Source organism: Streptomyces sp. NPDC058872, assembly GCF_042743065.1.
Lineage (GTDB): Bacteria > Actinomycetota > Actinomycetes > Streptomycetales > Streptomycetaceae > Streptomyces.
Genome location: NZ_JBHYMK010000025.1, coordinates 32597 through 44456, shown reverse-complemented (window position 1 = coordinate 44456; position 11860 = coordinate 32597). Strand labels below are relative to the sequence as shown.

Genomic DNA, 11860 nt, shown 5'->3' with positions numbered 1-11860 from the left:
TGCTGCAAGTGCGCCCTTGACGCGGATGGTGATGGTAAGGAAAGCGTCATCCCTCGTGGCGGGGGTTTCGGCGTGCCCCGGTGGGGCAGGCGCCGTCCGTGACGACGATCGAGCTCGACGAGGACGAGTACGGCCCCTGGACGGTTCTCCGTGTCCAGGGGGAGCTGGACCTGGTCACCTCCCCCGGGATACGCCGCCGCGTCCACGACGCCGTCGCGGGCGGCCGGCACGACCTGGTGATCGACCTGTCGGCCGTGCGGTTCTGCGATTCCAGCGGCGTCGGCGTGCTGATCGCGGCCCGCCGGCTGCTCCGCTCCTGCGGCGGCCGGCTCCGCCTGATCCTGCCCGAGGACGCCGGGGCCGGGGACGGCCACGTCGGACGGGTGCTCTCCACACTCGGCGTCCGCCGCCTCTTCGAGGTCTACGAGGACGTGTCGGAGGCGCTCACGGAGTCGGACCGAAGCGTTCCCTGAGCTTGTACTTGAGGACCTTGCGCAAGGTCTCGTTGCGGGGGAGCGCCTCCACCACCTCCAGCTGTTCCGGCAGCTTGTGGACGGAGAGCCCGGCCTCCCGCAGGAACTCGGTGACCTGCGGCAGGGCCAGCGGCGCCGCGCCCGGGGGCTGCTCGACGACGGCGCAGACGCGTTCGCCGCGCTCGGCGTCCGGAAGGCCTATGACGGCGGTGTCGCCCACGTCCGGGTGCCGGTGGAGGAGGTCCTCGATCTCCTTGGCCGAGATGTTCTCGCCCTTTCGAATGATGATGTCCTTGGTCCGGCCCGTGAGGACGAGGTGGCCGCTGGGGGTGAGGCGGCCGAGGTCACCGGTGACGAGGAAGCCGTCCTCGTCGAAGGCGGTGGCCGTCTGTGCCGGGTCGAGGTAGCCCCGGCAGACGGCTTCGCCGCGCAGTCGCACCCCGCCGTCCCCGGCGATCCTGATCTCCATGCCGGCGGGCGGGCGGCCCTCGGTGCCGGCGAGGTCCTCGACGGTGTCGTCGGGGGAGCCCATCGTGATCATGGGCACCTCGGTCATGCCGTACCCGTGGGTGAGCTGGCAGCCCATCTCCCTGCGCACCGCGTGGTAGATCTCGGGCGGCTTCGGCGCGCCCCCGCCGGCGAGCAGTCGGAGGGTGGGGATGACGGGCTTCCCGGGTTGTTTGCGCTGCTCGGCGAGGAACATCGCGTAGAAGGCGGTGGAGCCGCCGGCGATCGTGACGCCGTGCCGGTTGTACTCGTCGAGGGCCTCCGGCAGGGAGAACTGCTCGAACATCACCGCGGGGAACCCGTACAGCAGGAGCATCACCGTGTAGTCGGGCCCGGCGATGTGCGCGTAGGGGAAGGCCATCGAGCCGACGTCCTCGGCGGTCAGGCGCAGGGTGTGGGCCAGGCAGGAGCCGCCCGCGAGGAGCGAGCGGTCGGTGTGCAGGACCCCCTTGGGGTCGGAGGTGGTGCCCGAGGTCCAGTAGATCCAGCGGACGTCCGTCCCGGAGACGGGCGGGGGAGGCAGGACCGACGGGTCGCCGTCCGGGAGGTCCTCGGGGGAGTACGCCTCGAAGATCCCGGGCGCGCCGAGCCGTCGGGCCATTTCGGTGTGGTCGAATCCCCGCCATTTTCCGGGGACGGCGAAGTGCGCGGCCCGGGACTCGCGCAGCGCGAAGCCGACCTCCTTGTCCCGGTAGAAGGGGATCACCGGGGTCTGCACGGCGCCGATGCGGGCGAGTGCGAAGGAGAGCACGGCGGTCTCGATGCGGGTGGGCAGTTGCCAGGCGACGACCGTGCCGGGACGCACCCCCCTCTCGTGGAGGCCCGCGGCGCAGCGCTCGGCGCGCTCGCGCAGCCCGTCGAAGGTGAGGACCCGGTCGCCCTGGAGGAGGACGGGCCGGTCGGGGGTGAGGGCGGCGCGGCGCTCGACGAGTTCCCAGAGCGTGCGGGACTCGCCGAGGGCGTGCGCGGTCTGGTCCAGAGCCGTGTCCATGGCCGTACTCCTCTTGGCTGACGTTCCGTCAGATCGTGCGGTGAGCGTAGGCGGCCGACGCTTGTCGGTCCAGGGGTGCGGGGCTAGCCTGATTCCGTCACATCTGACGGGTCATCAGAAAAGGCCATCGAGTCCGGGAGAAGGCTCCATGACGGAACTGCCCCGCATCATCAGCGTCGACGACCACGTGATCGAGCCGGCCCACCTCTTCGAGACCTGGCTCCCGAAGAAGTACCGCGACCGCGGGCCCCGGCCCCTCACGGCCGGCATCGGCGAGCTCGCCTACGTCGGAGGCACGTACCGGATCACCATGGACCCCGAAGGGCCGCCCGCCGACTGGTGGATCTACGAGGACCTGATGTTCCCGTACAAGCGCAACATCGCCGCCGTCGGCTTCGACCGCGACGACATGACCCTGGAGGGCATCACCCGCGAGGAGATGCGCCGCGGCTGCTGGGACCCGGCCGCCCGCCTCCAGGACATGGACCTCAACCACGTCGAGGCGTCCCTCTGCTTCCCGACCTTCCCGCGCTTCTGCGGCCAGACCTTCGCCGAGGCCCACGACAAGGAGGTCGCCCTCGCCTGCGTCCGCGCCTACAACGACTGGATGGTCGAGGAGTGGTGCGGCGACAGCGGCGGCCGACTCATCCCGCTCTGCATCATCCCGCTCTGGGACGTCGACCTCGCCGTCGCCGAGATCCGGCGCAACGCCGCCCGCGGGGTCAAGGCGGTCACCTTCTCCGAGATCCCCACCCACCTCGGCCTGCCGTCGATCCACTCCGGCCACTGGGACCCGTTCTTCGCCGTCTGCCAGGAGACCGGCACGGTGGTCAACATGCACATCGGGTCGAGCTCCCAGATGCCCGCGGCCTCCCCCGACGCCCCGCCCGCCGTCCAGGCCTCGCTGAGCTTCAACAACGCCATGGCCTCGATGATGGACTTCCTCTTCTCCGGGGTGCTGGTGAAGTTCCCGCGGCTCACGCTCGCCTACAGCGAGGGCCAGATGGGCTGGATCCCGTACGCCCTCGAACGCGCCGACGACGTGTGGGAGGAACACCGCGCCTGGGGCGGGGTGCGCGACCTCGTCCCCGAGCCCCCCTCCACGTACTACTACCGGCAGATCTTCTGCTGCTTCTTCCGCGACAAGCACGGCATCGCGTCCCTCGACGTCGTCGGCCGCGACAACGCCACCTTCGAAACCGACTACCCGCACGTGGACTCGACCTTCCCGCACACCAAACAGGTCGCCCTCGACCACGTCCGGGGCCTCGACGACGAGACCGTCTACAAGCTCATGCGGGGCAACGCCATCCGCATGCTCGACCTCGACCTCGACCGGGGCACCGCCTGATGGACCTCTCCCTGACCGACGAGGAGGAGGAGTTCCGCGCCCGACTGCGCGCATGGCTCGCCGCCACCCTGCCCGACCTCCCCGAACGGCCCGATCCGCTCGACTGGCCGGCCCGCCGGGCCTACGACTGCGGATGGCAACGCCGCCTGCACGACGCCGGATACGCCGACACCCACTGGGACGCCTCCCCGACCCAACGGCTCGTCTTCCTGGAGGAGACCGAGCTCGCCGGAGCGCCCTACGTCGGGGCCAACTTCGTCGGCCTCCTCCACGCCGGCCCGACGATCGCCGCCGAGGGCACCCCCGCCCAGCGCGCGCGGTGGCTGCCGCCGATCCTGCGCGGCGACGAGGTCTGGTGCCAGGGGTTCAGCGAACCCGACGCCGGCTCGGACCTCGCCTCCCTCCGCACCAGGGCCGTCCGGGACGGGGACGCGTACGTCGTCAGCGGGCAGAAGACCTGGACCTCGCACGCCGAGGTCGCCGACTGGTGCGAACTGCTCGTGCGGACGGACCCCGACGCGCCCAAGCACCGCGGCATCACCTGGCTCGCCCTCCCCATGGACGCACCCGGCGTCACCGTACGGCCGCTGCGGACCCTCGCCGGCTCGACCGAGTTCGCCGAACTCTTCCTCGACGAGGTCCGGGTACCGGTCGAGAACCGCGTCGGCGAGGAGAACGACGGCTGGCGGGTCACCCTGGTGACCCTCTCCTTCGAGCGCGGCACCGCCTTCGTCGGAGAGGTCGTCGCCTGCCGTCGCCTCCTCGGCGAACTCGCCCGCACCGCCCGCGGGAACGGCACCTGGGACGACCCCGTGCTGCGCCGCAGGCTCGGTCGCCTCTCCGCCGAGTTCCGGGCCCTGTGGAGACTCGTCCAGGCCAACGTCAGCGAGGCCCAGGCGACCGGTGGGGTCCCCGGTGCGGGCGGCTCGGTCTTCAAGCTGCACTACTCGCACGCCCGTCAGGAGCTGTACGACGCGGCCGCCGCCGTCCTCGGGCCCGACGCGCTCGACCTCGGCCGCGACTGGACCCTCGACCGGCTCTCCTCGCTCTCGTACACGATCGCCGCGGGCACCTCCCAGATCCAGCGCAACATCGTCGCCGAGCGCATCCTCGGCCTGCCGAAGGGGCGGTGAACCGCCGTGGACTTCCGACTCACCGAGGACCAGCGGGCGCTGCGCCGGGGCGTGCGGGAACTCCTCGCCCGGCTCTTCGACCGGGAGGCGCTGCGGGCCGCCGTGGACTCCCCGGACCTCGACCGGAAACGGTGGCGCGAGCTCGGCGCGGCCGGCTTCTTCGCGCTCCGGCTCCCGGAGGCGGACGGGGGCGTGGGGCTCGGCCTGCCGGAGGCGGTGCTCGTCTTCGAGGAGGCCGGGAGGGTGCTGCTGCCCGGGCCGCTGGTCGCCACGCACGCGGCGGCCGGTTCCGTGCCGGGGGCGGCGGAGGGCACCGTCGTGGTCACCGGGGCGTCGGAGGGGCTGGTGCCCTGGCTGGACGCGGCCGATGTGGTGCGGGGTGACGTGACGGGGGCCGTACCGGTGCGCTCGGTGGATCCGCTGACCCCCCTGCACCGGGTGCCCGGCGCAGGGGGCGGTGGGGGCGCGGGAAGTCCGGGAGCAGTGGAAGTGCTGCTCACCGCTGCGGAACAGGTCGGGAGCGCCGGGGCCACCACCGGGGCCGCCGTCTCCCACGCGCGGCAGCGAGAGCAGTTCGGGCGGGCCATCGGGGGCTTCCAGGCGGTGAAGCACCTGTGCGCCGGGATGCTCGTGCGGACCGAACTGGCGCGCGCCGCCGTCTACGCGGCGGCCGTCACCGGCGATCCGGTCGAGATCGCCGGCGCCAAGCTCCTCGCCGACCGGGCGGCGGTCGAGAACGCCCGGGACTGCCTCCAGGTGCACGGCGGCATGGGCTTCACCTGGGAGGCCGACGTCCATCTGCACCTGAAGCGGGCCTGGGTGCGGGCCGAGCTGTGGATGCCCGCGGCGCGGGCCGAGGAGGAGGCGGCCGCCGGGCTGTAGCGTTCTGCTCCCGGATGCTCACGGAGTGTCGATATCGGGTTGTGTCCTCCGACGCGGCCGTCACGGCCCGGAGTCGACCTCCGGTTCCGGTACTCTCCGTGAGGTGCGAGTGCGTGTCGGCCCGGAGCGTCCCGGTGTCGCCCCTGGGGTGACTCCGTGGCCGGGAATGCCCGCCGCTCGCACCCGACGTTCGACCACCCGCCGCGTGCGTCGCACAGTATGGACCATGCGTACTCCTTCGCGCTGGAATATGCCTGAAGCGCTTGTTGCGGTGACTGTACGTCAACCATGCTGTCCCACAAGGAAATCACGTTCCGTGAAGGTGTGTCCGCCGGTTCGGATGGTGTGAGCGGTGCAGGTACTTCAGGTTCAGTTGGAGGTCGGGCCGGACCCGGCAGAGGTGGGACGAGCTCGGAGGTGGGCCCGGTCACGGCTCGCCGGATCGGGCATAGAGGACGACGAGTCGCTCATCGAGACGTTGGTGCTGCTCATCTCCGAGCTCGTGACCAACGCCGTGGTGCACACGGGCTGCCCGGCCGTGCTGCGGATGTTGTTCGCCGCGGAGGGCGGGGTGCGGGTCGAGGTCGCCGATGCGAGCGACCGTCCGCCGCGGCCGCGCCACGCGGCGGGCAGTGACACCAATGGGCGGGGCCTGGAGTTGGTGGACGGGCTCGCGGACCGCTGGGGTTGGCAGGTGGAGGGCGTCGGCAAGAGCATCTGGTGCGAGGTGGACCGAGTGGTGCCCGAGCCCCCCGTGCCCTCCTTGTCGCCCGGACGGGTGCACTGTTGACGGTTCGTTCCGTTTTGCCCACCCTGGGGTGAGCGATTCGTGGCGAGCGAGGGGAGCCGAGGGCCGTGGGTCCTCGGCGTGTGCGGGTCGCTGTCGGGTGGCGGCGGGCCGTGCCGTGCTCGGGGCGCGTGCGAGCGCGCCGCCGCCCGTGGGTCCTAGAGGACGGCGACCGGGGCCACCGGTGTGCCCGTTCCGCCGACGAAGGGCTCGGGCATCGCGGAGAGCAGGAAGGCGTAGCGCCCTTCGTGTGCACAGGCCCTGGACAGGTGTTCCAGATTCCAGTTCTGCCCTTGGAGCATCCCCATCTCGACCAGGTCGAGGGCGTGCACGGGCAGCCAGAGGTCGTCGATCTCCGGTGGGAAGATCTCGAAGGTGAGCGTGTCGTTGGCGACGGCCGCCACGTCCCGGGCGTGGAACCAGGCGGGCGTCCGCACGGACAGGCCGGGTGACGGAAAGGCGTACCCGTGGCGGTCCCCGGCCAGGTACAGCTGGATCTGGCCGGTCCGCACCAGGACGACGTCACCGGCCCGTACCGTCACCCGGCCGAACTCGGCCGCCTCGTCCAGGTCTTCGGGGGTGACCGCGTGGCCGCCGGGCAGTCGGTCGACGCCCTTGGCGGCGGCCACGTCGAGCAGCACCCCGCGCGAGACGAGGTGGCGTGCGGTGTGGATGCCGCTGAACTCGGACCGGCCGTGGGGCGTGATGGTGGCGGCGGGCCGGCCGTTGTAGATGCGGCCCGAATGGGAGGCGTGGGTCAGCGCGTCCCAGTGGGTGCCGGCCTGGAGGCCGAGGGTCACGACGTCGTCGCTGGTGGCGACCGTGCCGGGGCCGAAGAGTTCCTGGTTGATCTGGACCATGACGTGGAGCGGGTTGACCCGGCCGGGGATCATGCCGGTCTGCACCCCGTCCTGCTTCAGGTCGACGGCGAGCGGGATGCGGTGCCCGCTGCGGACGGTGGCGACGGCCTCCCGCACGACCCCGTCGGTGATCAGGTTGAGGGTGCCGATCTCGTCGTCCCGGCCCCAGCGGCCCCAGTTGTTGAGGTGCTTGGCGATCTCGTGGAAGGCGGCGGGGAGGGACATCGAGGCCTCCGGGGTCTTGTTTTCCGGTATCTGACGGACCGTAGAATCCTGACGACGAACAAATCTAACGGACCGTCAGAAAATGCGGGAAGGGGCCGGCGTGGGGAACTTCTTGGCTGGGAAGGTCGTCGCCGTGACGGGGGCGGGGCGCGGCATCGGCCGTGCGGTCGCCCTCGCGTGCGCGGCGGAGGGGGCGAAGGTCGTCGTCAACGACTACGGGGTGTCCATCGAGGGGGGCGAGCCGACCTCCGAGGTCGCGGCATCGGTGGTCAAGGAGATCGAGGCGGCCGGCGGCACGGCCCTCGCCGTCGCCGACGACATCTCCACCATGGCGGGCGGGGCACGGGTGGTCGAGGCCGCCCTCACCGCGTACGGGCGGATCGACGGGGTCGTCTGCGTCGCCGGCATCCTGCGCGAGCGGATGCTCTTCAACATGTCCGAGGAGGAGTGGGACCCGGTCGTCGCCACGCACCTGAAGGGCACCTTCACGGTCTTCCGCGCGGCCTCCGCCGTCATGCGCAAGCAGGGCACCGGGACGCTGATCGGCTTCACCAGCGGCAACCACCAGGGGTCCGTGGCCCAGGCCAACTACTCCGCCGCCAAGGGAGGGGTCATCTCGCTGGTGCGGAGCGCGGCCCTGGGGCTCCACAAGTACGGCGTCACCGCCAATGCGGTCGCGCCGGTCGCACGGACCCGGATGTCCGCCAACGTCCCCGTGGAGCTGAAGGAGATCGGCGAACCGGAGGACGTGGCCGCACTCGTCGTCTACCTGCTGAGCGACCGCGCCCGGGAGGAGCGGATCACCGGCCAGGTCTACACGGTCGCCGGACCCAAGATCGCGGTCTGGGCCCAGCCGAGGGAGTTGCGGGCCGGGTACGCCGAAGGCGGCGCCTGGACCCCCGAACGCATCGCGGACTTCCTGCCGGGAACGGTCGGCACGGATCCCATGCCGATGCTGGCGCGGTTGGAGGAGATGGCACGGGCCGCCGCAGCCGGCGAGCGGCCCAACGACGGCGGGAGGAGCGGGTCATGAGGGGGATCGTCTTCGACGGGGAGCAGGTCCGGGTCGTCGACGACCTGGAGGTGCGGGACCCGGGCCCGGGCGAGGTGCTCGTCCGGATCGCCGCCGCCGGGCTCTGCCACAGCGACCTGTCCGTCATCGACGGCACCATCCCCTTCCCCCCGCCCGTCGTCCTGGGGCACGAGGGGGCCGGCGTCGTCGAGGCCGTCGGCCCCGGTGTGGTCCACGTCGGCCCCGGTGACCACGTCGCCCTGTCCACCCTCGCGAACTGCGGGGCCTGCGCCGACTGCGACCGGGGGCGACCGACCATGTGCCGGAAGACGATCGGCATGCCCGGGCAGCCGTTCTCCCGCGGCGGCCAGCCGCTCTTCCAGTTCGCCTCGAACTCCTCCTTCGCGGAGCGGACCGTCGTCAAGGCCGTCCAGGCCGTCAAGATCCCCGAGGACGTCCCGCTGGCCTCCGCCGCCCTCCTGGGGTGCGGCGTCCTCACCGGAGTGGGGGCCGTGCTGAACCGCGCCCGGGTCGGCCGGGGCGAGACCGTCGTCGTCCTCGGCACCGGCGGCATCGGCCTCAACGTCCTCCAGGGCGCCCGGCTCGCGGGCGCACTGACGATCGTGGCCGTCGACACGAATCCGGCGAAGGAGGCGGTCGCCCGGCGGTTCGGCGCCACGCACTTCCTCGCCTCCACCGACGACGTGCGGAGCGTCCTTCCCACCGGTGCCGACCACGTCTTCGAGTGCGTCGGCCACACCGGGCTCGTCCGGGCCGCGATCGACCTGCTCGACCGGCGCGGCCAGGCCGTCCTGCTCGGGGTGACCGCACCGAAGGCCGAGGCCGGTTTCCTGCCGGCCGCGATGTTCCTGGACAAGTCGATCCTGGGCTGCCGGTACGGTTCCTCCCGCCCGCAGAAGGACATCGCCCTCTACGCGGAGCTGTACCGCTCCGGAAGCCTGCTCCTCGACGAACTGGTCACCCGGACCTATCCCGTGGAGGAGTTCGCACGGGCCGTCGAGGACGCCGGGCGGGGCGCGGTGGCCCGGGCCGTGCTCACGTTCTGAACGGGCGCGCGCGGGGCGCCGCCCGAGGGCCCGGTCCGGCGGCCGTCGACCGGGGCGGCGACGGCCGCCCGCCCGCCACCGGACCGGGAAGCGCGGTGGGCCCCGGGGCCGTACGCCGCTACGGTCCTCGGCGTGAGCTACCGCGCGCTCGTCACCCGTCCCGTCCTCGCCTGGTCGGCGGTCGCCGTCGCCAGCCGGCTGCCCGTCGCCATGGCACCGCTCGCACTCGTCTTCCTCGTGCGGGAGCGGCCCGGCGGCTACCCGCTCGGGGCCGTCCTCGCCGCCGCGTACGTCCTCGGGGGGATCGTCGGCGCGCCCGTCCTCGGCATCCGGCTGGACGCCCGGCGGGCCCGGCCGCAGCTCGTCGCGGGGCTCGCGGTCGGCGCCGCCGGGTTCGTCGGGCTCGGGTGCGCGTCCGGCGCCCACCCCGTCGTCCTCGCCGTCCTCGCGACGGCGGCGGGCGCCGGCCCCGCCGCCCTGCCCGGTGGGCTGCGGGCCCTGCTCACCAGCCTGGTCCCGGAGCGGGCCGTCACCCGGGCGCTGAGCATGGAGTCGGTGCTGACCTTCGCCGTCTGGGCAGCCGCGCCCGCGCTCACCACCGGCCTGGCGCTCGGTGCGGGCCCCGCCGCACCGCTGCTGCTCCAGGGCGCCCTGCTGGGAGGGGCCGCCGCCGGGCTGTGGATGCTGCCGGCCGGGTGGCAGCAGGACGCGGAGGAGGACGGGGCCTCCCCCCGGGGCGCGCTGGTGCGGGCCTGGCCGGTGTACGTCCTGGGCGCCGCCGGCCTCACGCTGCTGGCCCTCGCCGAACTGGTCCTGCCCGCCCTCCTCGAACAGCGCGGCATCGACGTCGGCCGGGCCGGACCGCTGCTCGCCGGCTTCTCCGCCGGCGCGGCGGTCGGCGCCTTCGGGTACGGCCTCCGGGAGCGCTGGCCCGGTCCGCTGGTCGCCCAGTCCCTGGCCCTGGTGCTCGGAGTGGCTTCGGGCGTCGCCCTGGTCGCCGTACTCCCCGGGACGGCGGCGATCGCGGTCGCCCTGGTGGCCGCGGGGCTCCTCCAGGCGCCGGCGAGCCTCACCCGGAACCTCGCGCTGCGGCAGGTCCTGCCACCGGGGGCGCTCGCCGCCGGGTACGCGCTCATGTACGCGGCCGTGGGGGCCGGGTACGCGCTCAGCGGCGTCCTCGCCGGTGTGCTCCTCGCCGTGGTGGCCCCTTCGACGGCGATCCTCTGCGGGGTGGGCCTGACGGTCCTGCTCACGGCGGTCGGCGCGGTCGGGGAGCGGCGGCTGGCGCGCCGCTCCGGGGCCGGGGCGCCGGTGGGAGCCGCGGGCGCGGGGGGCGGACGCGCCCGGGAGGACGGCGGGGGCACGCGGGGCGGCCGGGCGCCCGGGGACGTGCCCGGGGCGCCGGACGGTCAGACGGAGCTCCCCGCGCGGAAGGTCCGCCGGTAGGCCGTCGGCGTCACGCCGATCGCGCTCATCAGGTGCACCCGCAGCGACTGGGGCGTGCCGAAGCCGGCGTCCCGGGCGATCCGGTCGACGGGCAGCGCGGTGGACTCCAGGAGGTGTCGGGCGCGTTCGACGCGCTGCCGGGTCAGCCACTGGCCGGGGCTGAGGCCGACCTCGTCGCGGAAGCGCCGGGTGAACGTGCGCACGCTCATCGCCTCCTTCTCCGCCAGGTCCCGCAGCTGGATCGGCTCGTGGAGGTGGGCGAGCGCCCAGGCCCGCGCGGCGGTGGTCGTGTGGGTGCCGCCCTCCGGCAGGGGGCGCTCGACGTACTGGGCCTGGCCGCCGTCCCGGTGCGGCGGCGTGACGGTCCTGCGTGCGACCTGGTTGGCCACGGCCGTGCCGTGGTCCCGGCGCACGATGTGCAGGCACAGGTCGATCCCGGCGGCCACGCCCGCCGAGGTGAGGACGTCGCCGTCGTCGACGAACAGGACGTCCGCGTCGACCCGCACGCGGGGGAAGAGCTGCTGGAAGTGCTCGGCGGAGGCCCAGTGCGTGGTCGCCGGGCGTCCGTCGAGGAAACCGGCGGCGGCGAGCACGTAGCCGCCGGTGCAGATGGCGACGAGCCGGGTCCCGGGCCGGATGTGCGCGAGCGCGGCGGCCAACTCCTCGGGGAGCCTGCCCTCCTCGTGGACGGGACCGAACTCGTACGAGGCGGGCACGACCACGGTGTCGGCGGTGGCGAGGGCCTCCGGCCCGTGTTCGACGTGGATCGCGAAGTCGGCGTCCGTCCGCACCGGCCCGACGGCCGGGGCGCAGGTCACGATCTCGTACAGCGGCTGGCCCCCGCGGTCCAGGGCGCGGCCGAAGATGCGGTGCGGGATGCCCAGCTCGAAGGGGAGGAGACCGGGCAGGGCGAGAACGGCGACGCGGTGCGGTTGCTGCACGGCGACCCCCCTCCGTAAATCACTGGTGGTCCAGACCACGAGGCCGGTACGTGTACGTGTCCGTGACGGACAACACCTACAAGTCTGAGGCCGCCGCGTGGATTCCCGCGCGGGTCGTGCCGCCCGCACTCTGGAACCGCACCTTCCGACTGTTCTCCGTCGCCCGGGGGTCGCCGTGCGTGCGG

11 protein-coding genes are annotated in these 11860 nt (G+C 73.2%); 8 read left to right on the top strand and 3 right to left on the bottom strand.

Annotated features, from left to right (window positions below; genetic code table 11):
• Positions 1–98: 98 nt before the first annotated feature.
• Positions 99–473, top strand: a complete 375-nt coding sequence (locus ACFW22_RS18105; RefSeq protein WP_386405116.1) for an STAS domain-containing protein — start codon at positions 99–101, stop codon at positions 471–473.
• On the opposite strand, the gene ACFW22_RS18100 is transcribed toward ACFW22_RS18105, so the two are convergent.
• Complete coding sequence (locus ACFW22_RS18100) at positions 445–1959, bottom strand: class I adenylate-forming enzyme family protein (RefSeq protein ID WP_386405260.1); 1515 nt, start codon at positions 1957–1959, stop codon at positions 445–447. The two genes, ACFW22_RS18105 and ACFW22_RS18100, sit on opposite strands and share 29 nt — an antisense overlap.
• 160 nt (positions 1960–2119) lie before the next feature.
• On the opposite strand from ACFW22_RS18100, the gene ACFW22_RS18095 reads away from it, so the two are divergent.
• The 4 genes from ACFW22_RS18095 (at position 2120) to ACFW22_RS18080 (ending at position 6127) form a co-directional block, all read left to right on the top strand.
• The gene (locus tag ACFW22_RS18095) at positions 2120–3322 is read left to right on the top strand and encodes an amidohydrolase family protein (protein ID WP_386405113.1); all 1203 of its coding nucleotides are present in this window, start codon (positions 2120–2122) and stop codon (positions 3320–3322) included.
• The gene (locus ACFW22_RS18090) at positions 3322–4455 is read left to right on the top strand and encodes an acyl-CoA dehydrogenase (protein ID WP_386405110.1); all 1134 of its coding nucleotides are present in this window, start codon (positions 3322–3324) and stop codon (positions 4453–4455) included. The genes ACFW22_RS18095 and ACFW22_RS18090 overlap by 1 nt, the downstream gene beginning before the upstream one ends.
• A 6-nt stretch (positions 4456–4461) precedes the next feature.
• Positions 4462–5337, top strand: coding sequence for an acyl-CoA dehydrogenase family protein (locus ACFW22_RS18085; protein ID WP_386405107.1), 876 nt, complete (start codon positions 4462–4464; stop codon positions 5335–5337).
• 352 nt (positions 5338–5689) lie between these two features.
• Complete coding sequence (locus tag ACFW22_RS18080) at positions 5690–6127, top strand: ATP-binding protein (protein ID WP_386405104.1); 438 nt, start codon at positions 5690–5692, stop codon at positions 6125–6127.
• 155 nt (positions 6128–6282) lie between these two features.
• On the opposite strand, the gene ACFW22_RS18075 is transcribed toward ACFW22_RS18080, so the two are convergent.
• Complete coding sequence (locus tag ACFW22_RS18075) at positions 6283–7209, bottom strand: cyclase family protein (protein ID WP_386405101.1); 927 nt, start codon at positions 7207–7209, stop codon at positions 6283–6285.
• A gap of 100 nt (positions 7210–7309) precedes the next feature.
• On the opposite strand from ACFW22_RS18075, the gene ACFW22_RS18070 reads away from it, so the two are divergent.
• The 3 genes from ACFW22_RS18070 to ACFW22_RS18060 all read left to right on the top strand — a co-directional run bounded on the left by ACFW22_RS18070 (position 7310) and on the right by ACFW22_RS18060 (position 10734).
• Entirely contained in the window at positions 7310–8242 is a 933-nt protein-coding gene (locus ACFW22_RS18070) for an SDR family NAD(P)-dependent oxidoreductase (RefSeq protein WP_386405098.1), read from the top strand.
• On the top strand, positions 8239–9288 hold the full coding sequence (locus tag ACFW22_RS18065; protein ID WP_386405095.1) for a Zn-dependent alcohol dehydrogenase: 1050 nt from the start codon (positions 8239–8241) through the stop codon (positions 9286–9288). Before ACFW22_RS18070 ends, ACFW22_RS18065 begins: the two co-directional genes overlap by 4 nt.
• A gap of 132 nt (positions 9289–9420) precedes the next feature.
• Positions 9421–10734: an MFS transporter gene (locus ACFW22_RS18060; RefSeq protein WP_386405092.1), complete on the top strand. Its 1314-nt coding sequence runs from the start codon at positions 9421–9423 to the stop codon at positions 10732–10734.
• Here ACFW22_RS18060 and ACFW22_RS18055 read toward each other — a convergent pair.
• Positions 10698–11675 (bottom strand): GlxA family transcriptional regulator, encoded by a 978-nt coding sequence (locus ACFW22_RS18055; protein ID WP_386405089.1) that lies wholly within the window; start codon positions 11673–11675, stop codon positions 10698–10700. The genes ACFW22_RS18060 and ACFW22_RS18055 overlap by 37 nt on opposite strands.
• Between the last annotated feature and the right edge of the window lie 185 nt (positions 11676–11860).

What these genes read in the sequence shown, in the direction of transcription:
- ACFW22_RS18075 (WP_386405101.1), bottom strand. Translation starts at nt 7,209, where the DNA reads ATGTCCCTCCCCGCCGCCTTCCACGAGATCGCCAAGCACCTCAACAAC.
- ACFW22_RS18065 (WP_386405095.1), top strand. Translation starts at nt 8,239, where the DNA reads ATGAGGGGGATCGTCTTCGACGGGGAGCAGGTCCGGGTCGTCGACGAC.
- ACFW22_RS18095 (WP_386405113.1), top strand. Translation starts at nt 2,120, where the DNA reads ATGACGGAACTGCCCCGCATCATCAGCGTCGACGACCACGTGATCGAG.
- ACFW22_RS18090 (WP_386405110.1), top strand. Translation starts at nt 3,322, where the DNA reads ATGGACCTCTCCCTGACCGACGAGGAGGAGGAGTTCCGCGCCCGACTG.